This window comes from Dactylosporangium thailandense, assembly GCF_059739745.1.
In genome coordinates, this window is record NZ_AP029195.1 from 2789375 (window position 1) to 2813754 (window position 24380).

25 protein-coding genes are annotated in these 24380 nt (G+C 71.7%); 21 read left to right on the forward strand and 4 right to left on the reverse strand.

What is annotated here, in order from left to right:
- Positions 1 to 191: 191 nt before the first annotated feature.
- The 5 genes from AC6JBM_RS12450 to AC6JBM_RS12470 all read left to right on the forward strand — a co-directional run bounded on the left by AC6JBM_RS12450 (position 192) and on the right by AC6JBM_RS12470 (position 2468).
- The gene (locus AC6JBM_RS12450) at positions 192 to 791 is read left to right on the forward strand and encodes a hypothetical protein (protein ID WP_497983755.1); all 600 of its coding nucleotides are present in this window, start codon (positions 192 to 194) and stop codon (positions 789 to 791) included.
- Between the two features lie 73 nt (positions 792 to 864).
- A complete protein-coding gene (locus tag AC6JBM_RS12455; protein ID WP_497983756.1) occupies positions 865 to 1104 on the forward strand; it encodes a hypothetical protein in 240 nt (79 codons plus the stop codon).
- 206 nt (positions 1105 to 1310) lie between these two features.
- The gene (locus tag AC6JBM_RS12460) at positions 1311 to 2024 is read left to right on the forward strand and encodes a hypothetical protein (protein ID WP_497983757.1); all 714 of its coding nucleotides are present in this window, start codon (positions 1311 to 1313) and stop codon (positions 2022 to 2024) included.
- A gap of 21 nt (positions 2025 to 2045) precedes the next feature.
- On the forward strand, positions 2046 to 2168 hold the full coding sequence (locus AC6JBM_RS12465) for a hypothetical protein (RefSeq protein ID WP_497983758.1): 123 nt from the start codon (positions 2046 to 2048) through the stop codon (positions 2166 to 2168).
- A 15-nt stretch (positions 2169 to 2183) separates the two neighbouring features.
- A complete protein-coding gene (locus AC6JBM_RS12470) occupies positions 2184 to 2468 on the forward strand; it encodes a hypothetical protein (RefSeq protein WP_497983759.1) in 285 nt (94 codons plus the stop codon).
- Between the two features lie 3 nt (positions 2469 to 2471).
- Here AC6JBM_RS12470 and AC6JBM_RS12475 read toward each other — a convergent pair whose 3' ends face one another.
- Positions 2472 to 2912 carry a TIGR03618 family F420-dependent PPOX class oxidoreductase gene (locus tag AC6JBM_RS12475; protein ID WP_497983760.1) on the reverse strand — a complete coding sequence of 147 codons (441 nt, stop codon included), beginning with the start codon at positions 2910 to 2912 and terminating at the stop codon, positions 2472 to 2474.
- A 10-nt stretch (positions 2913 to 2922) separates the two neighbouring features.
- Positions 2923 to 3360, reverse strand: a complete 438-nt coding sequence (locus AC6JBM_RS12480; RefSeq protein ID WP_497983761.1) for an Lrp/AsnC family transcriptional regulator — start codon at positions 3358 to 3360, stop codon at positions 2923 to 2925.
- A 104-nt stretch (positions 3361 to 3464) separates the two neighbouring features.
- Here AC6JBM_RS12480 and pdhA point away from each other — a divergent pair, with 104 nt between their 5' ends.
- The 8 genes from pdhA (at position 3465) to AC6JBM_RS12520 (ending at position 14634) form a co-directional block, all read left to right on the forward strand.
- Positions 3465 to 4586 (forward strand): pyruvate dehydrogenase (acetyl-transferring) E1 component subunit alpha, encoded by a 1122-nt coding sequence (pdhA, locus tag AC6JBM_RS12485; protein WP_497983762.1) that lies wholly within the window; start codon positions 3465 to 3467, stop codon positions 4584 to 4586.
- Positions 4587 to 4677: 91 nt separating this feature from the next.
- Entirely contained in the window at positions 4678 to 5673 is a 996-nt protein-coding gene (locus tag AC6JBM_RS12490; RefSeq protein WP_497986448.1) for an alpha-ketoacid dehydrogenase subunit beta, read from the forward strand.
- On the forward strand, positions 5666 to 6838 hold the full coding sequence (locus tag AC6JBM_RS12495; protein ID WP_497983763.1) for a dihydrolipoamide acetyltransferase family protein: 1173 nt from the start codon (positions 5666 to 5668) through the stop codon (positions 6836 to 6838). The genes AC6JBM_RS12490 and AC6JBM_RS12495 overlap by 8 nt, the downstream gene beginning before the upstream one ends.
- Before the next feature lie 146 nt (positions 6839 to 6984).
- Positions 6985 to 9696 carry a beta-L-arabinofuranosidase domain-containing protein gene (locus AC6JBM_RS12500; protein WP_497986449.1) on the forward strand — a complete coding sequence of 904 codons (2712 nt, stop codon included), beginning with the start codon at positions 6985 to 6987 and terminating at the stop codon, positions 9694 to 9696.
- Positions 9697 to 9771: 75 nt separating this feature from the next.
- Positions 9772 to 10869, forward strand: coding sequence for a serine hydrolase domain-containing protein (locus AC6JBM_RS12505; protein ID WP_497983764.1), 1098 nt, complete (start codon positions 9772 to 9774; stop codon positions 10867 to 10869).
- Complete coding sequence (locus AC6JBM_RS12510) at positions 10866 to 11387, forward strand: pyridoxamine 5'-phosphate oxidase family protein (RefSeq protein ID WP_497983765.1); 522 nt, start codon at positions 10866 to 10868, stop codon at positions 11385 to 11387. The genes AC6JBM_RS12505 and AC6JBM_RS12510 overlap by 4 nt, the downstream gene beginning before the upstream one ends.
- 22 nt (positions 11388 to 11409) lie before the next feature.
- On the forward strand, positions 11410 to 12183 hold the full coding sequence (locus AC6JBM_RS12515) for a GntR family transcriptional regulator (protein ID WP_497983766.1): 774 nt from the start codon (positions 11410 to 11412) through the stop codon (positions 12181 to 12183).
- Between the two features lie 39 nt (positions 12184 to 12222).
- Positions 12223 to 14634 (forward strand): GcvT family protein, encoded by a 2412-nt coding sequence (locus AC6JBM_RS12520; protein WP_497983767.1) that lies wholly within the window; start codon positions 12223 to 12225, stop codon positions 14632 to 14634.
- Between the two features lie 25 nt (positions 14635 to 14659).
- On the opposite strand, the gene AC6JBM_RS12525 is transcribed toward AC6JBM_RS12520, so the two are convergent.
- On the reverse strand, positions 14660 to 15565 hold the full coding sequence (locus AC6JBM_RS12525; protein WP_497983768.1) for an SDR family NAD(P)-dependent oxidoreductase: 906 nt from the start codon (positions 15563 to 15565) through the stop codon (positions 14660 to 14662).
- A 102-nt stretch (positions 15566 to 15667) separates the two neighbouring features.
- Here AC6JBM_RS12525 and AC6JBM_RS12530 point away from each other — a divergent pair, with 102 nt between their 5' ends.
- The 8 genes from AC6JBM_RS12530 (at position 15668) to AC6JBM_RS12565 (ending at position 23744) form a co-directional block, all read left to right on the forward strand.
- Positions 15668 to 16513: a helix-turn-helix transcriptional regulator gene (locus AC6JBM_RS12530; RefSeq protein WP_497983769.1), complete on the forward strand. Its 846-nt coding sequence runs from the start codon at positions 15668 to 15670 to the stop codon at positions 16511 to 16513.
- Positions 16514 to 16685: 172 nt separating this feature from the next.
- Positions 16686 to 17444, forward strand: a complete 759-nt coding sequence (locus AC6JBM_RS12535) for a GntR family transcriptional regulator (protein ID WP_497983770.1) — start codon at positions 16686 to 16688, stop codon at positions 17442 to 17444.
- On the forward strand, positions 17441 to 18307 hold the full coding sequence (locus tag AC6JBM_RS12540; RefSeq protein WP_497983771.1) for a carbohydrate ABC transporter permease: 867 nt from the start codon (positions 17441 to 17443) through the stop codon (positions 18305 to 18307). Before AC6JBM_RS12535 ends, AC6JBM_RS12540 begins: the two co-directional genes overlap by 4 nt.
- The gene (locus tag AC6JBM_RS12545) at positions 18304 to 19125 is read left to right on the forward strand and encodes a carbohydrate ABC transporter permease (RefSeq protein ID WP_497983772.1); all 822 of its coding nucleotides are present in this window, start codon (positions 18304 to 18306) and stop codon (positions 19123 to 19125) included. The genes AC6JBM_RS12540 and AC6JBM_RS12545 overlap by 4 nt, the downstream gene beginning before the upstream one ends.
- Positions 19126 to 19149: 24 nt before the next feature.
- The gene (locus AC6JBM_RS12550) at positions 19150 to 20430 is read left to right on the forward strand and encodes an extracellular solute-binding protein (RefSeq protein WP_497983773.1); all 1281 of its coding nucleotides are present in this window, start codon (positions 19150 to 19152) and stop codon (positions 20428 to 20430) included.
- An 8-nt stretch (positions 20431 to 20438) separates the two neighbouring features.
- On the forward strand, positions 20439 to 21605 hold the full coding sequence (locus AC6JBM_RS12555; protein WP_497983774.1) for a mandelate racemase/muconate lactonizing enzyme family protein: 1167 nt from the start codon (positions 20439 to 20441) through the stop codon (positions 21603 to 21605).
- Complete coding sequence (locus AC6JBM_RS12560; protein ID WP_497983775.1) at positions 21598 to 22320, forward strand: SDR family NAD(P)-dependent oxidoreductase; 723 nt, start codon at positions 21598 to 21600, stop codon at positions 22318 to 22320. The genes AC6JBM_RS12555 and AC6JBM_RS12560 overlap by 8 nt, the downstream gene beginning before the upstream one ends.
- Positions 22317 to 23744: a glycoside hydrolase gene (locus AC6JBM_RS12565; RefSeq protein WP_497983776.1), complete on the forward strand. Its 1428-nt coding sequence runs from the start codon at positions 22317 to 22319 to the stop codon at positions 23742 to 23744. Before AC6JBM_RS12560 ends, AC6JBM_RS12565 begins: the two co-directional genes overlap by 4 nt.
- Here AC6JBM_RS12565 and AC6JBM_RS12570 read toward each other — a convergent pair.
- A complete protein-coding gene (locus AC6JBM_RS12570; RefSeq protein ID WP_497983777.1) occupies positions 23741 to 24349 on the reverse strand; it encodes a dihydrofolate reductase family protein in 609 nt (202 codons plus the stop codon). The two genes, AC6JBM_RS12565 and AC6JBM_RS12570, sit on opposite strands and share 4 nt — an antisense overlap.
- Positions 24350 to 24380: the final 31 nt, after the last annotated feature.

Here is a 24380-nt window from a genome sequence, read left to right on the forward strand (position 1 = left end):
GCCGTACCGCTCTGAAAGGTGAAACTCGGGTTCGGTAGGTCTGGTTAGGGTGGGGCGAGCACGGCGGTGAATGGGATCGGAGTGGGGGTTTTGGCGCCTATCTGTTCAGTGGTCGACCACCCAGAACCGTTGGGAACGCACCAGCCAGCCGTCGGAGGCAACGGTGGTGTGCCAGGCGGGCATACCCGGGGATGACCAACTCGCCGGCCGTGGACACGAGGCACCGATGGCTGCCGCAGCGGTACGCCGCGGCGGTCATCGCCTTGTCGCTGGCCGCCGTCGTTTCGGTGGGGATCGCAGCTTGGCGCGAACTGTTCACGGCTCCGTCGATCTCGGCTGAGGCCGCGCTGTCGTCGGAGCTGCTGGAATCGCCATCGGGCGAGGCCCAGGCAAGGCACTTCGAGAGTCTGAACGGCGCGCGGCTGACCCGCACGACCGGACCGGCCGTCTTCATGACCGGAAGTTGGACCATCCGAGGACGTATCGACCGTGACTGTCAGATCCAGTTCGCGGTGCACACCGGGCGCGACTGGCAATTGTTCGGCTGGGCGAGCGACCACAGCATTGCGAACGGAACGATAAACGCCTGGGGCCGGATCACCGAAAATTCCAGCTTCCTGAGCGACTACCAAACCACCGTGACATTGGAGACATCAGATTCCGGCAAATTCGTGCTGGTTTGGCAGCCCGCCACCCTCGACGTCGAACTGAGGCCGGTGGACGCGCGCATCGCCTACGCGTGCGGAGCAACCGGCCGAGCTGCGGTGTTCGACGTGACGACCACTTCGTAGGACGGCACGGGTGGTGCCGCACCGGTCGGGTGTCGTCGCTGTGGACACGGCGAGGGCGGCATAAGCTCCGCTGGTGGAGCAGGACGATGTGCGGATCAGCCTCACCCAGGACGAGGCCTTGGTGTTGTTCGAATGGCTGGGGCGCATCGATGAGCAGACCGACCGCTTCGGTGACCTCGTCGAAGATCAGGCCGAACAGCGGGCGTTGTGGAACCTGACCTGCCTGCTCGAGCGTGAACTGGTCCAGCTGTTCTCGGCGAACTATGCCGAACTGGTCGAGCAGGCCCGATCACGGCTTCGTGACGAGGAGTAGGAGAACAGGCATAGTCGCGAGAGCCCATGTCGGGCAGCCGTCGGTTCTGCGGAACGGCGGGCGGTCAACGCGCCAACCTCGTCGCCCTCGTCCGCCTTGGTGTCACGTTCGCCGCCGGGAGAACCCGTCGAAGCAGTCGCTGCGTAACAACGCGGCTCCTAAATCCTGACGCTGCGGTCGCCCGAACCGCGATAGGGTTCCGCGCCATGCGAAGGGAATGGGTCGTCGACCGCCAGATGCGGCCTGGGGCCGTGCTGTTCGAGTGGGACCGGCCGTTCTCACTCTGGGGCTATTCCGGATCGCACAGCCAACTGCTGTTCCGCAGCGTGAAGTACGACCCGGACACGGACGCGGATCTCGATGCTTGGCCACGCACGAGAGTTGATCTCCTGTTCAAGCCGGTGGATGCGTTGTACCTGAGGCGGCTGAGCTACCCGACGTTGCGGGTGAGGGTTGCCACCGAGCCGATTGCGGAGGAGATCCTCGGCAGGATGTCTCGATCGCACGGGGACGAGAAGGTGCTCGAACTGGTCGGCCCCGACGGGATCGGCGACCACATCGTCTGCCTCGCCACCGGGTTCTGTGAGGACGACGGCGAGTATTGGGAGCCGAGTCCCTTCGCCGCCGATCTCTCCGACGGCCGTACACCTCCTTGGCGGCTCGGAGTGTTGGGAGGCGGGCCCGATGGGGAGTTGACGGCCAGGTACGCCTCGGTGCAGGAACTGGCGACCGCGGTCGATGCCGGCGACAAGGGGCGCTGGTTGTACGTCGTGCAGCACGGCAGCGAAGAGGAGAACCGTCCCGGCGCGGTGGCCGCGTTCCTCACAAGGCATGAGGCCGAGCGGCGGGTCCAGGAACTTCACGACCGACGCGACGGGAATCGCGCCTATTGGGTTGATGCCGTCCCGATCGATCTGTAAACACGGCCGGCGCTCGTCGACGTGGAACGTGCCGTGGACGCCCCGGCCGTGTGCGGCGTCGAGGCCGGTGCGCAGGACGCCCACGATCGTCACGATCCCGATGACGAGCAGCGCGTGCACGGCGACACCCCGCGGACGCCCTAGTACCATCGGCGCACGATGACCATGCGTGTCACGCACGTCGGCGGTCCCACCGTCCTGATCGAGGTCGGCGGCTGGCGGCTGCTGACCGATCCGACGTTCGACCCGCCCGGCCGCCGGTACACGTTCGGCTGGGGCACCTCGTCCCGCAAGCTCGCCGGCCCGGCGGTCGACCTGCCGGTGCACTACGAGGGCTGGCAGCACTTCCGCGAGGGCCGGGCCGCCGCCGAGCGGGCGTTCGCCGCGAGCTCGGCCCCGGTGCGCTGGCTCGAGCCCGGGACCCCGGCCGAGATCGAGGCCTGAGCCTCAGCCGTTGCTGTAGACGCGGGCCGGTTCGATGAGCACGGCCGTGCGGTGCTGCTCGGCCATCACCCGGTCGTACTCGTCCCAGTCGTCGTGCTCCCCGCCCGCCGCCGTGAAGACCTCGCGCAGCAGCAGGCGCAGCCGGTCCGCGTCGACGCCCGCAGCCGGGTCGTCCGGGCCGATCAGGGTCGCGGTGCCCTCCAGGGTGGCCCACTCCCAGCCGGCCCGGGCCGTCACGGTCACGCGGGGCCGGGCACGCAGGTTGGCGAGCTTCACCTTCCCGTACGTGACGAAGGCGAGCGACGGCGTCCCGGTCAGCGGGTGCGCCATCGCCCCCGCGTTCACCACCGACGCCTGGACGGTGCCGTCGGCCCGCACGGTCGAGACGACCACGAGGCCGTGCTCCCGCGCGGCGAGCGCGGCGAACTCCTCCAGCGTTGTCATGGCCGAAAGCCTACGGGCTGCGCAGCTCGTCGAAGATGAGCACCGTCTCGGTCGAGGTGATCTCCGGCATGCCCTGCAGGTGGGTCAGCACCAGCTCGCGCAGCGACGTCGTGTCGCGCGTGCGCACGAGCAGCACCAGGTCGTGCGAGCCCGACACGAGGGCGGCGTGGTCCACCTCCGGCAGCGCCAGGATTCGCGACCGTACCGCCTTCCAGGAGTGCTGCGAGATGTTCACGTACACGTAGGCGGCCACGCCCAGGCCGTACCGCTGCGGATCGATCGTCGCCGCATAGCCCGTGATCACGCCGTCGGCCTCGAGGCGCTGGACGCGCGCGTAGACGTTCGCGCGGGAGATGTGCAGCGCCTCGGCCAGGGCGCGCATCGACGCCCGGCCGTCGGCCCGCAGCGCCTGGACGATCCGCCGGTCAACGTCGTCGAGCTCGGCCATCCGTCTCCTCACACGCCGTCGCCGGGCCGCCGGATCGAACATTTGGAGCCGGCGGACCGTACCAGAGAGCCATTCGTCTTCGAATGTAGTCATGACCTGGACCGATGGCCAGGCGGGGGCCGAAAATCTGGACGGTGACCACCATCGAGGCGCTGCTGCCGAGCACCACCCCGCTCGGCCTGATCGACGCCGAGGGCCAAGCACGCCCAGGCGAACTCGCCATGCCCGATGCGGCCGTCCTGCTGGAGCTGTACCGCCGGATGACGATCGGGCGCCGCTTCGACGCCCAGGCGACCGCGCTCACCAAGCAGGGCCGCCTCGCGGTGTACCCGTCCTCGCACGGGCAGGAGGCGTGCCAGGTCGGCGCCGTCCTCGCGCTGCGCGAGCAGGACTGGCTCTTCCCGACGTACCGCGACTCCGTGGCGATCGTGTCCCGCGCCGTCCCGCCGGCCGAGGTGCTCTCCCTCCTGCGCGGCGACTGGCACTGCGGCTACGACCCGCACGAGCACCGCGTCGCCCCGCAGTGCACCCCGCTGGCCACGAACACCCTGCACGCGGTCGGCCTCGGGCACGCCGCGCGGCTCAAGGGCGAGGACCAGGTCGCCGTGGTGCTGCTCGGCGACGGCGCGACCAGCGAGGGCGACACGCACGAGGCGCTGAACTTCGCCGCGGTGTGGAAGGCGCCCGTGGTGTTCCTGGTGCAGAACAACGGCTACGCGATCAGCGTGCCGCTGGACAAGCAGACCGCCGCGCCCCGGCTGGCGTACAAGGGCGTCGGGTACGGCATGCGCTCCCGCCTGGTCGACGGCAACGACGCGGCCGCCGTGCACGCGGTGGTCGCCGAGGCGATCGCGCACGCCGCGGCGGGGGAGGGCCCGACGCTGATCGAGGCCCTGACGTACCGCATCGAGGCCCACACCAACGCCGACGACGCGACCCGCTACCGGGAGGCCGAGGAGGTCCAGGCCTGGCTGCGGCGGGACCCGCTGAGCCGCCTCGACGCGTACCTGCGCGCCGCCGGAATCCTCGACGACGCCGTCGCATCCGACTTCGCCGAGCAGGCCGAGCGGTTCGCGGCGACGGCCCGCGAGCAGATGAACGCCGACGCGGTGCTCGACCCCGCCGAGCTGTTCGAGCACGTGTACGCGAAGCCGACCCCGGCGCTGGTCGCGCAGCGGGCCGAGCTCCTGGGCGAACTGGCCGAGATCGCGGAGGGGGCGGCATGAGCGGTCCGGAGCGAAGCGGAGGGGCCGCTCATCATGAACACAGTTTCCTCGTGCCGGCGCCGGAGCTTGCGGAGGTGACGGCATGACCAGCATGGTGGAGCGGCCGACGGAGGTCAGCCTGGCCGGGGCGCTCAACGCCGCCCTGGCCGACGCGCTCGCCGACGATCCCCGGGTGCTCGTGTTCGGCGAGGACGTCGGCACCCTCGGCGGCGTCTTCCGCGTCACCGACGGGCTCGCGGCCAAGTTCGGCGACGGCCGGGTCTTCGACACCCCGCTGGCCGAGTCCGGGATCGTCGGCACCGCGATCGGCATGGCCATGAACGGGATGATCCCCGTCGTGGAGATGCAGTTCGACGCGTTCGCGTACCCGGCCTTCGAGCAGATCACCAGCCACCTCGCGAAGCTGCGCAACCGGACCCGCGGCAAGGTGGAGCTGCCGATCGTCGTGCGGGTGCCGTACGGCGGCGGGATCGGCGGCGTCGAGCACCACTGCGACTCGTCCGAGGCGTACTACACGCACACGCCCGGGCTGCGGGTCGTCACGCCCGGCACGGCGTCGGACGCGTACCGGCTCCTGCGCCAGGCGATCGCCTGCCCCGACCCGGTCATCTTCCTGGAGCCCAAGCGGCGGTACTGGTCCAAGGAGACCGAGCCCCTCACGCCCGACGGCCCCGCGATCGACCGGGCGCTCGTGCGGCGCCCCGGCCGCGACGCCACCGTCATCACCTACGGCGGCACGGTCGCCACCGCGCTCGAGGCGGCCGACGCGGCCGTCGAGGAGGGCTGGGACCTCGAGGTGATCGACCTGCGCAGCCTGTCGCCGTTCGACGACGCCACCGTCACCGCCTCCGTGCGCCGGACCGGCCGCGCCGTCGTGGTGCACGAGGCCGCGCGGTTCGGCGGGTACGGCGCCGAGGTCGTCGCCCGCCTGCAGGAGCAGTGCTTCCACTACCTGCAGGCCCCGATCCTGCGCGTGACCGGCCTCGACATCCCCTATCCTCCGCCGCACCTCGAGCACCATCACCTGCCCAACGCCGACCGCATCCTCGACGCCGTCGCCAAGCTGCAGTGGGACGACCATGCCTGACTTCCGCCTGCCCGACCTGGGCGAGGGCCTGACCGAGGCCGAGGTGCTGTCCTGGATGGTGCGCGTCGGCGACACCGTGCGCGTCGACCAGCCCGTCGTCGAGGTCGAGACGGCCAAGGCGTCGGTCGAGGTGCCGGTTCCCTTCGCCGGTACCGTCACCGCCCTGCACGCCGCCCCCGGCACCATGGTCCGGGTCGGCGCGCCGCTGATCACGGTCACGCCGGTGGAGGGGCTCCAGGAGCCGGGTGTCGTGAGCGGCAACGTGCTCATCGGCTACGGCACCACCACGCAGACCCGCCGCCGGCGCGGGAGCCGCCGCGCCGCTGCCGCCGTGCCGCACCGGGGTCCCGTGCGGGTCATCTCGCCGCTCGTGCGCCGGCTCGCCCGCGACGGCGGACTGGATCTCGAGCAGGTGGTGGGCACCGGGCCGGAGGGTCTGATCCGCCGTGCCGACGTCGAGAAGGCGCTTGCCGGGCCGGTCGCCGTCGGTGAGCGGCGGATCGCACTGCGAAAGGCCGCGGCCGAGAAGCTCAGCCGGTCGCGGCGCGAGATCCCCGAGGCGACCGTGTGGGTCGACGTCGACGCGACCGGGTTCCTCGCGGCCCGGGCCGAGCTCAACGCGCGCGACCCCGAGCATCCCGTGAGCCTGCTCGGGCTGCTCTCGCGCTTCGCGCTGCTCGGTCTCGCACGCCATCCCGAGCTCAACGCCCGCGTCGAGGGGGACGAGATCGTCATACCTCGGCACGTACACCTGGGAATCGCCGCGCAGACCGACCGAGGCCTCGTGGTCCCGGTCGTCCGCGACGCGCACCGGCTGGCGACCCGCGCCCTGTCGGCGGCGATGGCCGGGCGCACCCGGGCCGCGCGCGAGGGCACCCTGGCCCCGGCCGACCTGACCGGTGGAACGTTCACGGTGAACAACTACGGCGTCTTCGGCGTCGACGGCTCGGCCGCCATCATCAACCACCCCGAGGTCGCGATCCTCGGCATCGGCCGGATCATCGACCGCCCGTGGGTCGTCGACGGGCAGCTCACGGTGCGCAAGGTGAGCCAGCTGACCCTCGCCTTCGACCACCGCGTGTGCGACGGCGGGGCGGCGGGCGGCTTCCTGCGCTACGTCGCCGACTGCGTCGAGTCGCCCCTGACCGCCCTCGGAGACCTGTGACGCGCGCGTATTGACACATCGGCACACATCGCTAAGACTGGCCAGCATTCCGCCAACCCGTCTCCCGGCGCTCACCTCACCGCCACGATGTGAGCGCTAACATCGGAGGACTCGTGCTGACCTCTCCCGTGAGCCGCCGCGCCGTCATGCGCGCGGGCGGCGCCTCGCTGATCGCGGCCGGCGCCGCCGCGGGCCTCGCCGAGCCGCCCGCCGCCGCGGCGCTCGCGCCCGCCCGCGCCGACATCGGCGTCGCGGCCTACCCGTTCGACCTGAGCCAGGTGCGGCTGACCGCCGGACGGTTCCTCGACAACCAGAGCCGGACGCTGGCGTACCTGCGGTTCCTCGACGTCGACCGGATGCTCTACAACTTCCGGTCCAACCACCGGCTGTCCACGAACGGCGCGGCGGCGACGGGCGGCTGGGACGCGCCGACGTTCCCGTTCCGCACCCACATGCAGGGCCACCTGCTCAGCGCCTGGGCCCAGGCCTACGCGACGCTGGGCGACACGACCTGCCGGGACAAGGCGAACGCGATGGTCGCGGGGCTGGCCGCCTGCCAGGGCAACAACGCGGCCGCGGGATTCGGTGCCGGATACCTGTCCGGATTCCCCGAGTCGGACTTCACCGCGCTGGAGTCGGGCACGCTGAGCAACGGCAACGTCCCCTGGTACTGCATCCACAAGACCCTCGCGGGGTTGCTCGACGTGTGGCGGTACATCGGCGGCACCCAGGCCAGGGATGTGCTGCTGGCGCTGTGCGGCTGGGTGGACACCCGCACCGGGCGGCTCAGCGCGAGCCAGATGCAGGCGGTGCTCGGCACCGAGTTCGGCGGCATGAACGCCGTGCTCACCGACGTCTACCAGCAGACCGGCGACGCCCGCTGGCTCACCGCCGCGCAGCGCTTCGACCACGCCGCGGTGTTCAACCCGCTCGCGTCCAACACCGACCAGCTCAACGGCCTGCACGCCAACACGCAGGTGCCGAAGTGGATCGGGGCCGCGCGGGAGTACAAGGCGACCGGCACGACCCGCTACCGGGACATCGCCGTCAACGCCTGGGCGATCGCGACGGGCGCGCACTCGTACGTCATCGGCGGCAACAGCCAGGCCGAGCATTTCCGCGCCCCGAACGCCATCGCCGGCTACCTGACGAACGACACCTGCGAGCACTGCAACAGCTACAACATGCTCAAGCTCACCCGCGAGCTGTGGCTGCTGCAGCCGGAGCAGGCCGCCTACTTCGACTTCTTCGAACGCGCCCTGCTCAACCACGTGATCGGCGCGCAGAACCCGGCCGACGCCCACGGCCACGTCACCTACTTCACCCCGCTCAAGCCCGGCGGCCGCCGCGGGGTCGGGCCGGCGTGGGGCGGCGGCACGTGGAGCACCGACTACGACTCTTTCTGGTGCTGCCAGGGCACCGGCGTGGAGGTGAACACGAAGCTCGCCGACTCGATCTACTTCTACAACGGCACCACGCTGACCGTGAACCTGTTCGTCCCCTCGGTGCTGACCTGGACCCAGCGCGGCATCACCGTCACGCAGTCCACGTCCTACCCGGCGAGCGACACCACCACCCTGACGGTCACCGGCACCGCGAGCGGCTCGTGGACCATGCGCGTGCGCATCCCGGCCTGGACCTCACCCCTTCCCGCGGATGGCGCCACGATCAGCGTCAACGGCACCGTCCAGTCCGTCGCGGCCACGCCCGGCACCTACGCCTCGCTGACCCGCACCTGGACCTCCGGCGACACGGTCACCGTGCGGCTGCCCATGGCCGTGGCGGTCCGCGCGGCGAACGACAACGCCAACGTCGTCGCGCTCACCTACGGCCCGGTCGTCCTGGCCGGCAACTACGGCACCACCGCCCTGTCCGCCCTGCCGGCGCTGACCCCGTCGTCGGTCACCCGCACGAGCACGACGGCGCTCACGTTCACCGCCACGGCGAACAACGCCACGGTCGGCCTGGGCCCGTTCCACGACGCCCAGGGCTTCAACTACACCGTCTACTGGAGCACCGGCGCCGCGGCGTCCACGTTCCGGCTCGCCAACGCCGCCAGCGGCCTGGTGCTCGGCGTGCGGGACATGTCCACCGCGGACGGCGGCCTCGCCCTGCAGTGGGGCGACACCGGCACGCCCGACCACAGCTGGGAGCTCGTCCTCGACGGCACCGCGGTCCGGCTGCGCAACCTCAACAGCGGCAAGGTCCTCGGCGTCACCGGCATGTCCACCGCGGACGACGCGAACGTGCTGCAGTGGACGGACAACGGCACCGCCGACCACCGGTGGACCATCGCCGACAACGGCGACGGCACCCACCGGCTGCGCAACGTCAACAGCGGCAAGCTGCTGGCGGTCCTCGGCGGCTCGACGGCCCAGGGCGCGCAGGCGGTCCAGTCGCCGGACGACGGCTCGGCGGACAACCTGTGGCGCTTCCTGCCCGACGGCACGCGCCGCATCCAGAACCTGCGCAGCGGCCTGCTCCTCGGCGTCACGAACATGTCCACGGCGGACGGTGCCCTGCTCGTGCAGTGGGGCGACAACGGCACGAGCGACCACCTGTGGACCGCGGTCGTGGACACCGGCGGCTGGCTGCGCCTGCGCAACGGCAACAGCGGCAAGGTCCTCGGCGTCGAGAACAACGGCACCGCGAACGGGGCCCGGGCCGTGCAGCTGCCGGACACCGGCGCGAACGACCGCCGCTGGCGGCTGCGCTACGGCGCGAACGGCTACTTCCGCATCCAGTCCGCCAACGGCGGCCGGGTCCTGGGCGTGAACGGCGCCTCGACGGCCGAGGGTGCCCAGGTGCTGATCTGGGACGACAACGGCACCGACGACCACCTGTGGAGGTTCGTGTGAGCGCCGAGTGATTGCGAGCCGCCACCGCTCGGCTTAGGCTGCTTGTGGTTGCAAACTGCAAGCAGCGGGAGGGCCGTGCCGAGGGGTGAGATCCAGGAACGGGTGCAGCGGTACATCGACACGCTGGTCGGCACCGGCGCGGAGACCGGTGTGCAGGTCGCCGTCTACCGGGACGGCGCACTCGTCGTCGACGCGGTGGCCGGCTCGGCCGACCCGGCCACCGGGCGCCCACTCACCTCCGGCACGCCGATCTTCAGCTTCTCCACCGGCAAGAACATGGCGGCCACGATCGCGCACCTGCTCGTCGCGCGCGGGTTCCTCGGCTACGACACCCCGGTCACGGACCTCTGGCCCGAGTTCGGCGGGCACGGCAAGGCCACGACGACGCTGCGGCACGTGCTGACCCACACGACCGGCCTTCCGGCCATGCCGCGCGAGATCACCCCGGCCGAGCTGCCCGACTGGCCCAGGGTGTGTGCCGCGCTGGCCGCCGCCGAGCCGCGCTGGCGTCCGGGGACCGCGACGGGCTACCACTCGTACACCTTCGGCTTCCTCGTCGGCGAGCTGGCCCGCCGCGCGACGGGGCGGTCGATGCACGAGCTGCTCCGGGAGTGGGTCACGGCGCCGCTGGGCATCGACGGGCAGCTGTACTTCGGCGCTCCGGCGGAGGCGCTGCCGGGCTTCGCGCGCCTGGAGCAGCCCGCGCGGCAGCGACCGGCTCTCCCGGACGGGATCCTTGTGCCGTGGGAGAGCGGGCCGAGCGCGGATCTGGGCAACGACGAGGGCATCCTGCGGGCCGACATCCCGTCGGTCGGCAGCGCGACCGCGCGGGGCCTGGCCGCCATGTTCGACGCCCTGCTGCGGGGCCGGCTCGTGGACGCCGCGCGCCTGGCGGAGCTGTCCGCGCTCGCGTTCGAGGGGACGGACCGGGTGTTCGGCACGCCGGCGCGGATGGCGCTGGGCTTCCCGCTCGGCCGGATCGGCGCCCCGGCCGAGGAGCGCTCCGCGGCCTTCGGATGGCCGGGCGGCGGCGGCAGTTACGCCTACGCGGACCCCGCGCGGGGCGTAGCCTTCGCGTTGACGAAGACCCGGCTCCTGCCGAACTTCGACACCGCCCTGTCGGTCACCGCGATCCTGGCCGACCATCTCGCCCGAGACGAGGAGCGACCATGACCGGCGACCCGGCCCCGCCGCGGACCAGCCTCGGCCCGTACTCCTCCGCCGGCGCCGCCCCGGTGCCGTGGGAGGCGACGGAGTGGGCACTGCGCCGGATCCAGAAGTTCCAGCTGTGCACGGTGCGCCCCGACGGCCGGCCGCACGTGACACCGCTGCTGGCGATCTGGGCGCACGGCGCGATGTGGTTCACCACCGGCGACGAGGAGCAGAAGGCCCGCAACCTCGGCGCCAACCGGCACTGCGTGCTGACCGCCGGCACCGCAACCCTGACCGGCGTGGACTACGTCATCGAGGGCACGGCGAGCCTGGTCACCGACGAGGACACCCGCGAGGCCGTGGCGACCGCGTTCGAGGAGGCCTACGGCTGGCAGATCACCCGCGAGGACGGAACCTGGCATCACCTCGCCGGCGCCGTGCGGGCCGGGACCGTCCAGCTCTACCGGGTCCGGCCGGACAAGGCGTTCGCCTTCGCGGCCGGCCCGGAGTCGTCAGAGACCCGCTACCGGTGGGCCTGACCCCGCGGCTACTGTTCGTGTCGTGACCGCCGCTGAGCCGGGTGCTGACTGGCTGGCCGCCGTGCCCCGCTGGTCGGCCCGCGGCGGGCCGCCGGTGCACGCCCAGATCGAACAGTGGCTCGCCGGCGTCATCGGGCGCGGGCAGCTCGTGCCCGGGGACCGGCTGCCGCGGGAAGAGGACCTCGCGGCCCGGCTCGGGGTCAGCCGGATGACGCTGCGGCAGGCGCTGGCCTCGCTGGAGGCGCTCGGGACGGTCGTGCGCAAGGCGGGGCGGTCCGGGGGCACGTTCGTCAGCGAGCCGCGCATCGAGTGCGACCTCACCGGGCTCGCCGGCTTCACCGAGCAGATGCGCCGCGCCAACGTGCGCGCCGGGGCGCGGATGGTCTCGGCCGCGACCGTGCCGGCCGGTGCCGCCGTCGCCGCCGCGCTGGGGGTCCGGCCGAACGCGCCGGTGCACGAGATCGTTCGGGTCCGCACGGCCCGGCGGGCGCCGCTCGCGCTCGAGCGCTCCTACTTCCCGGTGCAGCCGTTTCCCGACCTGCTCGAGCAGCGGCTGACCGGCTCGCTGTACGAGCTGCTGCGCCGCCGCTACGGGCAGCACCCGCACACCGCCCGCGAGTCGCTGGAGCCGGTCATCGCCGGCCCGCAGGAGGCGCGGCTGCTCGGGGTGGCCGCGCAGAGCCCGCTCATGCGCATCGAGCGGACCGTCCACACCGCGGCGGGGCTGGCCGTCGAGCACGCCACCGACCTGTTCCGCCCCGACCGGGTCCGCATTTCGCTCAGCGTTAATGTCTAGACCTTTTCAGGCCGGGGGAGCGCTGCTAGCGTCGCGGGCATGAGCAGCGCCCTGCCGTCCCGCGCCCGCGTCGTCGTGATCGGCGGTGGCGTCATCGGGGCCAGCGTCGCCTACCACCTGACCAAGCTCGGCTGGACCGACCTGGTGCTCGTCGAGCAGGGGCGGCTGTCCAGCGGCACGACCTGGCACGCGGCCGGGCTCGTCGGGCAGCTGCGCTCGACGGAGAGCGGGACGCGGCTGGTGCAGTACTCCGCCCGGCTCTACAGCGAGCTGGAGCGGGAGACCGGGCTCGGCACCGGCTTCAAGCGCTGCGGCGGCGTCACCGTCGCCCGCACCCCGGACCGGATGGTCCAGCTGGAGCGCACCGCGGCGTCGGCGGCCGCCTACGACCTGGAGTGCGAGCTGATCAGCCCGCAGCGGGCGAAGGAGCTGTACCCGATCCTCGCCTCCGAGGACCTGGTGGGCGCGATCTGGCTGCCGGGCGACGGTACCGCCAACCCCACCGACGTCACGAACTCCCTCGCGAAGGGCGCCCGCGACCGCGGCGCGACCATCGCGCAGGGCGTGCGCGTGATCGGCGTCGACGTGCGCGACGGCGTCGTCACGGGCGTGCGCACCGACGCGGGCGACATCGAGGCCGAGATCGTCGTCAACTGCGCCGGGCAGTGGGCCAAGGCCGTCGGCGCGCTCGCCGGGGTCAACGTGCCGCTGCACTCGGCCGAGCACTTCTACGTCGTCACCGAGGCGATCGAGGGCGTGCACCGGATGCTGCCGATCCTGCGCGACCCCGACGGGTACACCTACTTCAAGGAGGAGGTGGGCGGGCTCGTCGTCGGCGGGTTCGAGCCCGAGGCCAAGCCCTGGGTCGCGCCCGACCGGCTGCCCTACCCCTTCGAGTTCCAGCTCCTCGACGAGGACTGGGAGCACTTCGGCATCCTCATGGACAACGCCCAGCAACGCATCCCGGCGCTGCACGAGACCGGCATCAAGAAGTTCTACAACGGCCCCGAGTCGTTCACGCCCGACAACCAGTTCATCCTCGGCGAGGCGCCGGAGGTCAGGAACTTCTTCGTCGGGGCCGGCTTCAACTCCGTCGGCATCGCCTCGGCCGGCGGGGCCGGGCGCGCGCTGGCGGAGTGGATCGTGAGCGGCGAGCCGACCAGCGATCTGTCCAGTGTGGACATCCGCCGGTTCGCGCCGTTCCACGGCAACAACCAGTGGCTGCACGACCGGGTGGCGGAGATCCTGGGCCTGCACTACGAGGTGCCGTGGCCCAACCGGGAGCTGACCTCGGCCCGGCCGTTCCGCCGCTCGCCCGCCTATCACCTGCAGGCGGCCGCGGGCGCCGTCTTCGGTTCGAAGATGGGCTGGGAACGGGTGAACGTGTTCGCCCCCGCGAACGCGAACGGGCAGGTGGAGTACACCTGGGGCAAGCCGGGCTGGCTCGAGTGGTCGGCCGCCGAGCAGCGGGCGACCCGGGAGTCGGTGGCCGTGTTCGACCAGACGTCGTTCGGCAAGCTGCTCGTCGCCGGCCGCGACGCCGAGGACCTGCTGCAGTGGCTGTGCACCGCCGACGTCGCCGTGGAGACCGGCCGCGCGGTCTACACCGGGATGCTCAACGCCCGCGGCGGCTACGAGTCCGACGTGACCGTCACGCGGCTGGCCCGCGACGAGTACCTGCTCGTCACCAGCTCCGGTTCGGTGCAGCGCGACCGCGACTGGATTCGCCGGCACATCGCCGACCGGCACGTGACCGTCGCCGACGTCACCTCCGCCTACGCCGTCTACGGGGTGATGGGGCCGGACTCGCGCGCCCTGCTGCAGGCGCTGACCCGGGCCGACCTCTCCGATGCCGCGTTCCCGTTCGCGACCAGCCGGGAGCTCGACCTCGGCCACGCCACCGTGCGCGCGACCCGGATCACCTACGTGGGGGAGCTGGGCTGGGAGCTGTACGTCCCGTCGGAGTTCGCCGCCGGCGTCTACGAGCACCTGGTGGAGGCCGGCGCCACCCAGGCCGGCTACTACACGATCAACTCCCTGCGGCTGGAGAAGGGCTACCGCGCCTGGGGCTCCGACCTGCGCCCGGACACGAACCCCGCCGAGGCCGGCCTGCTGTTCGCCTGCAAGCTCGGCTCCGGCATCCCGTTCCTCGGCCGCGAGGCCGTCGAGCGGGCCAAGGCGGACGGCCCGCGGCAGCGCCTGGTGTCGCTCGTCGCCGGGGACCCGGACGTGATGATGTGGGGCGGCGAGCTGGTCCTGTGCGACGGCGTGCCGGCGGGGCAGGTGACGTCCGCGGCGTGGGGCGAGACCCTCGGCGCGTGCGTCGCCCTCGCCTACGTGCGGCCAAGCGACGGCGGCGCCTGGCAGGTCAACGTCGGAGGCACCCTCGTGCCGGTCGCCGTGCACCGCCGTGCGCCCTTCGACCCCGCGGGCGAGCGCGTCAGGCGGTGAGCAGCCCGCGGTCGGCGAACGGCTCCTACGCGCGGGCGAGGAGTTCCGCGGTCGCGGCCCACAGGCGGCGTTCCCGGTCGCGGTCGTGCGCGATCGGCTGCACCTCGGTCACCTTGCCGCGCACCACGAACGCGCCGTCGCGCAGGTGGGACCAGCGCTCGTCGAGCGCGATCGACGCGAGCTGCGGACCCGAGCGCTGCGGGGTGGCGACGCCGGGCAGGCGGCCGAGGGCGCGGCCGACGGCCTGCAACGCCGCGGGCGCGTCGCGGCTCAGGGCGGTGCCGGGCATCCAGCCGGGCTCGTACACGGACACCGCGATGCCGGGGCCGGCCTGGCGCTGCAGCTCGTGGGCGTAGTACAGCAGGGCAAGCTTGGCGTTGGAGTACGCGGTGCCGCTCGCCTGCATCCCCGGGTGCTCCCCGCCGGTCGCCGGGCGGGCGATGTCGACGGGGTCGCCCCAGCTCGCCGGGGCCACGCCCAGCAGGCGTCGCCAGAAGTTCTGGTGGTACGTGTTCGAGCCGAGCAGCACGATCCGCGCGGGCTCGGTGAGCGAGCCGAGCAGGTCGCCGATGAGCTGGGCGTGCGCCAGGTAGTTCACGGCGAACGTGAGCTCGTAGCCGTCGGCGGACGCGGTGCGGGTATCGGCCGACATGGCTCCGGCGTTGGCGACCAGGGCGCGCAGCGGGCCGGCCGCGCCGGAGTCCAGCAGCTCGCGCACCGTCGCGGCGGCGGCCCGCACGTCGGCGAGGCGGGCCAGGTCGACGCCGACCTCGTGCACGGTGGAGCCGAGTGCGCGCGCCTCGCGGGCGATCTGCGACAGGGCGCCGCCGCTGCGGCCCAGAAGGATGAGATCGGAGCCCTTGGCGGCCAGGGCGAGGGTCGCGGCCCGGCCGAGGCCCCGCGTCGGTCCGGTGATCAGCGTGGTGGTCATGTCCCGACTGTGCGGCCCCGGCCCGGGCGTTAGGCAGCCGTCGCGTTGTCGTAGGACTGCCAGGACCAGGACAGCGGCGGCGCCCGCGCGCAGACTGGACCCATGGAGTCGTGGGAGTTCGGCGCGATGGTGCGCCGCTGCCGGGACCGGGTGACGCCCGAGGCCGTCGGCGTGCCCGTGGGCCGGCGCCGGCGCGCGACCGGGCTGCGCCGCGAGGAGCTGGCCGCGCTCGCCGGGATCTCGGCCGACTACCTGACGCGGCTGGAGCAGGGGCGGGCGACCGCGCCCTCGGCCCAGGTCGTCGAGGCCCTCGCGCGGGCCCTGCGGCTGTCCGACCCCGAGCGCGATCTGCTGTACCGTCTCGCCGGCCACGCCACCCCCGGGCGGGACGTCGTGCCGTCGCGCGTCACGGCGAGCGTGCAGCGGCTGCTCGACCGGCTCTCGTACACGCCGGTCGTCGTCTACGACGCCACCTGGACGCTCGTGCTGGCCAACGCGGCCTACGACGCGCTGATGGGCGAGACGACGACGTGGCGCGGCCTCGAGCGGAACGCCATCTGGCGCAACCTCGCCGGCCCGCGCAACCGGGTCGTGCACACGCCGCGGGAGCAGGCCGAGCACGAGGCCCGGCTCGTCGCGGACCTGCGGCTGACGGCGGCGCGGTACCCGGCCGACCGCTCCCTGCGCCGGCTCATCGGCGAGCTCGCCGACGCCTGCCCGCGCTTCGGCGAGCTCTGGAACGCCGAGGCGCCGCCCCCGCCGCCGGACCCGTCCAAGCGCAAGGTCGTCGACCACCCGGCGGTGGGCCGGATCACGCTGGACTGCGACGCGCTCCTCGTCGCCCAGGACGACCTGCGGATCACCGTCTACACCGCCGAGCCCGGCACCGAGGACGCCGAGCGGCTCGCGCTCGCGATCGTCCTCGGCACCCAGTCCCTCGTGGACTGACGGCGCCGGCGGTGCCGCCGGTGCCGTCGCCGTGCCGATCGGTGGGCCTCGCGCGCGCAAAGCTGCTGCGCGCCGCCGCCGCACAAAACCGCTGACCCGGCGACGTCACGCCCGCGGCGGATCTGCATCGAGCTCTTGCGCTGTGTCCGGTTGCGGTGCAACACTGCGTCGCATGCGATCGATAGTATACGACGATCGCCTGACCTGGGGAGATGGCGTGGAACGGCTCGACGGCTTCCAGACCAAGGCCGATGTCGTGTACGACCGGCTCCGTCGGGCCATCCTCGCCGGCGAGCTGCGTCCGGGCGCCCGCATCAACATCGACGCGCTGTCCCGCTCGCTCGGCATCAGCAAGATCCCGCTGCGCGAGGCCATCCAGAAGCTCACCGGCCAGGGGCTCGTCGTGCAGCCCAACCCGCACGCGGGCGCGCACGTGGCCCCGCTGTCCCTGCGCGAGATGCGCGGCGTCTACCTCGCCCGTGGCGCGATGGAGGGGCTGGCGGCCCGGGTCGCCGCCACCACGATCGGCGACGGCGAGCTGGACGAGCTGGGGGAGCTGCACGAGCAGATGCGCTTCCAGTTCGAGCGCGGGCGGCTCACCCCCATGTCCGAGCTCAACCGGCGGTTCCATACCGGCATCGCCACCGCCACCCGCTACGCGACGCTGCGCGAGATGACCGACCTCGCGCTGCTGCGCGTCCAGCACTACCGCGTCGGCGTGCGCGTGGATCCGGCCTGGGGTCAGGTCATCACCGAGCACGCCGCGATCCTCGACGCCCTGCGCCGCCACGACCCCGACGACGCCGAGCGCGCCGCCCGCGACCACGTCGAGTGGCAGCTGGGCGTGGAGCTGCGCGCGCACCTCGACCCGGAGCTGATCGACCTCGACGACGACCACCCGAGCGTGGCGCAGACCGAGGAGCCCCGATGAAGGACCGTACGTTCGGCTTCCTGCTGACCCTCCCGGCCCTCGCGCTGCTGGGTGCCGTCGTGCTCTACCCGCTCGCCGGCGCGCTCAGCACCAGCCTGTTCCGGCAGAGCCTGGTGCTGCCGGGCCGGTCGTTCGTGGGCCTGGAGAACTTCCGGGCCGTACTGTCGCAGAACTTCTGGCCGGTGCTGCAGAACACCCTCGTGTTCACGGTCGCCTCGACGGTCGTGCCGGTGGTCATCGGCTTCGCGCTCGCCCTCGCCCTCAACGCCCGGATCCGCGGCCGGGCCGTCCTGCGGGGACTGTTCCTGTTCCCGTGGGTCATCCCCGGCGTCGTGGTCTCGTTCGTCTGGCTGTGGATCTTCAACGCGAACTACGGGCTGCTCAACGGGGTGCTGACGACGCTGCACATCACGGACGAGCCGATCTCGTGGTTCAGCCGGCCCGGCACCGCGATGGCGGCGGTCATCGTGGCCAAGAGCTGGGCGAGCTTTCCGTGGATCATGGTGATGCTGCTGGCGGGTCTGCAGACGGTGCCGTCGGCGCTGCATGAGGCCGCGGCGCTGGACGGTGCCGGTGCGGTGGCGCGGTTCTGGCATGTGACGCTGCCGCATCTGCGCGGGATTCTCGGGATTGTCGTGCTGCTCGAGGTGATCTGGAATGTGCAGCACTTCGACATGATCTATGTGCTCACCGGTGGTGGTCCGGCCGGTTCGACGACGACGTTCGCCGTTGCCGTGTACGACACCGCGTTCAAGGCCTTCGACCTCGGCAAGGCGAGCGCGCTCGGCGCCCTCTGGCTCGTGCTGATCCTGGCCCTGGTCGTGGTCTACGTCCGGCTGTCGGAGCGGGGTGAGCGGGCGTGAGGCGGCGGCCCTGGCTCGCCGCGAGCACGATCGCGGTCATCGGCGTGTTCGCGTTCGGCCCCGTCTACTGGGTGCTGGTCACCGCCCTGACCCCGACCCAGGGCGTGTTCCGCTTCCCGCCGCACTTCTTCCCCGACCACATCACGTTCGAGCACTTCGGCAGCATCTTCGAGAACCCCAAGCTGCTGCGGTACCTGCTGAACTCCCTGTTCGTCTCCGCCGTCACCGCCGTGCTGACCGTCGTCGTCTCGGCCTACACGGGCTACTCGTTCGCGAAGTTCCGCTACCGCGGCCGGCGCGCGCTCATGTACCTGGTGCTCGCCTCGCAGATGTTCCCGCAGGCGGTGCTGCTGATCACCCTGTACCTCGTGTTCAGCGCCGTCGGCCTGCGCGACTCGTACCTCGCGCTGATCCTGTCCTTCACGACGTTCACGCTGCCGTTGTGCGTGTGGATGCTGAAGGGCTTCTTCGACACGATCCCGGACGAGCTGATCGAGGCGGCGAAGGTCGACGGGGCCGGGCAGGGCGCGATCATCCATCGGATTCTGTTGCCGGTGTCGCTGCCGGGGTTGGTGGCGACGGGGTTGTTCGCGTTCATCCGGGGCTGGAACGACTTCATCTTCGCGCTCACGCTCGCCGGTCCGGACAAGCAGACGCTGCCGCCGGGTCTGGTGAACACGTTCCTCGGCGAGTTCGAGACCGCCTGGCCGGACCTGATGGCCGCCTCGCTCGTCGTTTCTCTTCCCGTCGTCATCGGCTTCACCGTTCTGCAGCGCTATCTGGTCGCCGGCCTCACCGCCGGCGCCGTGAAGGGCTGAACACCCCCGCATTGGAGTCACAGCATGAGCATCACCCGCCGCACGTTCCTGGGCGCGATCGGCTTATCGACCCTGGCCGCCTGCGCCCCCTCCACCCAGGCCCCCACTCCCGCCGGCACCGAAGGCCTCAAGGACGACGGGGTGAAGGAGTTCCCGTTCACCTCGTGGTCGTTCAACGAGGCGGTCACGAAACAGCCGATGCAGGACCAGATCTCGAAGTACACCTCGGCCAATGCCGGCGTGAAGATCACGACGCCGTCGTATCCCTACAACGACTACCTGAACCAGCTGCTCCTGCAGGTGCAGGGCGGGCAGCTCGCCGGGGCCGTGCAGCTCGACGTCGCGTGGCTGGCCACCCTTGCCGCGACCGGCAAGCTGCTGGACCTCACGAGCGTGGCGAGCGGCCTCGACTATGCCCCGGCCGCGCTCTCGCTGGGGCAGTCGAAGGGCACGCAGTACGGGCTGCCGTGGACGTTCGCGGGTATCGGCCTGATCGCGAACAACGAGTTGCTCACCAGGGCCGGGGTCACGGCTCCGCCGAAGACGGTCGCGGAGTTCGAGGCGGCGCTCATGGCGGTGAAGGGTCTTGGGAACGGGATCGTGCCGTGGGCGGGTATGACGAAGGTGGATCAGCTCAAGGATGTCATTCCGTGGATGTGGGAGTTCGGGTCGCCGATCGTGCGGGACAACAAGGTCGTGATCGGGGACGATGGCAGTGTCGAGGCGTTGACCTGGTACAAGAAGCTGTATGACCAGAAGCTGATCGCGCCGGACGTGAACCGGGTCGATGCGCGGGCGCTCATGTCGCAGGGTAAGACCGCGTTCTACGAGGACGCGATCGGCGGTAAAGCGACGGTCGCCAAGTCATCGCCGGACAAAGACCTCGGGACCAAGATGACCCCCGTTGCGCGGCCGGTGAAGAACGCCGGTGACAAGCCGCGGCACCTTGCCTGGGGGCAGGTCATCGCGGTCATGAACGGCTCCGGCGCGGCCGCCGCGGCGAACTTCGCCAAGACGATCACCACGGACTCGTCGTATGCGGTGGAGTACTTCACCAAGACCGGGCTGCCCCCGACGACCAATGCGGGGCTGGCGGACGCGGCGGTGAAGAACGACAAGTTCGCGACCGAGTTCACCGCGCAGATCGGCGCGAACTCCAGCGCGAGCCCGTTCTGGGGGTATCCGCAGTTCTCCCAGATGGAGAAGGTGCTCGCCGAGGAGGTGCAGTCGATCCTCATCGGCAAGAAGCAGGTCAAGGAGGCGCTCACCTCGGCCCGCGACCGGATGAACGACCTCATCAAGTAAGGGATCCCGTGAAGCTCACCATCGCCTCCGTCGAGGCCATCGCCCTGTCCGCGCCCTTCGAGCGGGTCTACGGCAGCCTCGACGCGGTGCCGGAGTGGCTGCTGACCCCCGCGTCCAGCCATCGGGTGCTGCCGCGGCTCGGGCAGTACACCACCCTCGTTCGTATCCGAACGACCGACGGGCTGGAGGGCATCGGCGAGGCCTACGGGCTGCCGGAGCCGCGCGTCACCGCGACCATCGTCGGCAGCCTGCTCGGGCCGATGCTGCTCGGGCGGGACGCCGGCGCGTCGGAGGCGCTGTGGGAGCTCATGTACGGCGCGCAGGCCGGGGCCGGGCGCACCGGCGGCTTCTACCTCGAGGCGATCAGCGGCGTCGACCTGGCGCTGTGGGACCTGCGGGGCAAGGCCGCCGGGCTGCCCGTGCACCGGCTGCTCGGCGGGCCGGTCCGCGACACCGTGCCGGTCTACGCCAGCCCGATCCCGTTCCTGCCGACGACCGCGGAGTCCGCCGAGCGGGCACTGTCCTTCGTGGACGCCGGGTTCCGGGCGGTGAAGCTCAAGCTGGGCCGGGGAGAGGCGACCGACCTCGCGCACGCCGAGGCGGTGGTCGACGCGCTGGCCGGCCGGGCCGCGCTGCACGTCGACCTCAACTGCGCCTACGACGTGAAGACCGCGGTGCGGCTCGGGCTCGCGCTGGAGCCGCTCGGCGTGCGCTGGCTGGAGGAGCCGCTCGCCACCGACGACGTGGCCGGGCTCGCCGAGGTGCGCGCGGCCGTGCGCATCCCGGTGGTGACGGGGGAGAGCGAGTTCAGCCGCTACGGGTACCGCGACTTCCTGCAGCAGCGCGCCGTGGACGTCGTCATGCCCAACCTCACCCGGGCCGGCGGCATCACCGAGGCCCGCCGGATCGCCGCGCTGTGCTCGGCGTTCCACGTGGACGTCTCGCCGCACGGGGTCGGCTCGGCGGTCGGGCTCGCGGCCGCGCTGCAGTTCGCGGCGGCCACGCCGAACGTGCCGATCTACGAGTACAACCGGCTGCCGAACCCGCTGCGCGACGACCTGCCCGTGCAACGTCCGTCCCTCGTGGACGGTGCCTTGGCCGTGCCCGACGGGCCGGGGCTCGGCGTGACGCTCGACGAGGAGCTGATCGCGCAGTACGAGGTGTTCCGTGCCTGACCGGGCGCTGGTGACGGGGGCGTCCGGCGGGATCGGCGAGGCGGTCGCGGCCCGGCTCGCCGCCGACGGTTTCGACGTCCACGGCGTCGACCGCGGCGACGGCGACCTCACGACCGAGGACGGCGTCGCGGCCGCGCTCGGCGGCATCGGCCCGGTGGCGGCCCTGGTGCACTGCGCCGGGGTCACCACCGGGGCACCGGTGCACGAGACCACCCTCACCGACTGGCACCGCGTCCTGGACACCAACGTCACCTCCGCGTTCCTGTGCGCCCGCGCCGTCCTGCCCGGCATGATCGAGCAGCGCCACGGCGTCATCATCACCATCGGCTCCATCCACGCCACCCGCCACTTCCCGGGCCTGCCGGCCTACAGCGCCTCCAAGGCCGCCCTCGCCGCGTTCACCCGCCAGCTCGCCGTGGACTACCGCCGGTACGACATCCGCGCCGTGACCATCACCCCCGCCTGGGTCCGCACCCCCGACACCGAGACCCGGCTCACCGACCCGGACGACCTCGCCCGCCTCGCAGAAACCCAGCGCCTCGGCACACCCGACGACATCGCCGCCGCGGTGTCCTACGCCCTGTCCGCCCCCTACCTCACCGGGACCGAACTCGTCCTCGACGGCGGCGCCAGCGCGGCCCAGACCGCCGCACTGCTACGCCCCGGCCCGCGAGCCAAGCTCGGCCTGCCCCCACTCCAGGAGGGACCGCCATGACCCTGACCCGACGCACCGCCATCGGCCTCGCCGGCGCCGTGATCGGCGCCTCCGCCCTCGCCCGCCCCGCGAGCGCGGCCGCCACCGACTACGTCATCCGCCACGACCAGCCCCGCCAGACGATCCTCGGCCTCGGCGTCGAGATCCAGTCCGACTCGATCGGATCGGGCAACAACGGCCTGCCCGCCGCGACCACCTCGGTGCCGCACGACCTGGTCGCCACCGAGCGCACGCGGATGTACCGCGACCTGCTGAAGATCCGCGACGACCGCGGCTTCCGCTACCTCCGCCTCGCGCTCGGGCTCTACCTGCGGGGCCTGGACCCGGCCCAGAAGCAGATCGTCGGCCGCTGGTCGACGCAGATGAGCGAGCTGGCCGAGCTCGTCGCGCAGTCCGGGATCGAGGGCGTCTCCGCCGAGTACTGGTCGCCGGCCCCCGGCTGGAAGTCCAACGGCAGCTACGTCGGCGGGACCATCGCCTCCACGGACCCGGGCTGGCTGGACCAGTTCGGCGACGCGATCGTGCGCGACCTGACCTACCTGCGCGACAACGGCCTGCCGGTCAAGATGTTCAGCCTGCAGAACGAGCCGAGCGTCGCCGGGGTCGCCTACTCCTGCTGCGGCTACAGCAACGACCAGTACTACAAGGCGTTCAAGGCCGTCGCGCCCAAGGTGCGCGCGGCGTTCCCCGACGTGTTCATCCACGCCGACGCCGACAACGGCCAGCGGGGCCGCGGCGGCGCGCTCATCCGCGCCGACGCGACCGCGCTGTCCTACGTCAACGGGTGGTCGTTCCACCGCATCGGCTCCGACAGCAATGACCAGCTGCAGAACGACTACACCAGCGACGCGGCCGGCAAGCCGGTGTTCTCCAACGAGTTCGAGTACCAGGTGCCGACGAGCGACTGGAAGATGGTGAACACCGCCCAGTCCATCATGAACTGGATGACGTTCCAGAACGCGCCGACGTGGTTCTGGCTGCACGCCCTGAAGCCGACCTACAACTCCGAGTCGTCGGGGTACTCGCTGGGCTACTGGCGCCCGTACGACGACGACGATTTCACGAAGTTCGCGGGCATCGCCAAGGGACACTGGGACTACAACCCGCAGAACTTCAACGGGATTCACGGGTTCGTGAAGTACCTGCCGTGGAACTCGGTGCGCTACGCGGTCGACGAGGCCACGGTGCGCACCGACCAGCGGATCATGGCCTGGAAGACGCCCCAGGGCAAGCTCGTCTTCGCGTTCACGAACCGGGGGACGTCGACGGTGACGTACACCGTCGACACCGGCTCGACGCGGGCGTTCCAGGGGCAGCAGTACACACCGACGTCCCGTAACGCCAACCTGGTGGACAAGACCGGCCCGGTGCTGACCCTGACCCTCCCGCCGACGTCCGTCCAGTTCTGGATCGAACGACTTTAGTGCTCGATGGTGTACCGCAGGTGCGTCACCAGCGACGTCTGCCGGGCCGACACCTGGGTGAGCCCGATCCGGCCGATGCCCTCGAAGAGCCGTTCGCCCCGGCCGAGCAGCACCGGCGCCACGTGCAGCCGCAGCTCGTCCAGCAGGCCCGCGGCCAGGAACTGGTTGACGGTCGAGGCCCCGCCGGCGACGGAGATGTCCCGCTCGCCGGCGACCTTGCGGGCCTGCTCCAGCGCCGACTCGATCCCGTCGGTGACGAAGTGGAACGTGGTGCCGCCGTCCATCTCCAGCGACTCGCGCGGGTGGTGGGTGAGGACGTAGACGGGGGCGTGGTACGGCGGCTCCTCGCCCCACCAGCCGCGCCAGTCGAGGTCCCACTCACCCCGGATCGGCCCGAACATGTTGCGGCCCATGATGAACGCGCCCGCGTCGGTGATCTCGGCGAGCTCCGCCGCGTTCTCCTCGCGCGCCTCGAACATCCACTTGTGCAGCACGCTCTCCGGGCCCCCGAAAACGTCGTCACCCATCGGGTGCTCGAGGGTCTGGTTGAGCCCGGCGACGTAGCCGTCCAGCGACGCCGCGATGCTCGTGAAGACCTTGCTCATCTGCGTGGTTCCTCTCCCTGTGGGTCTCGGT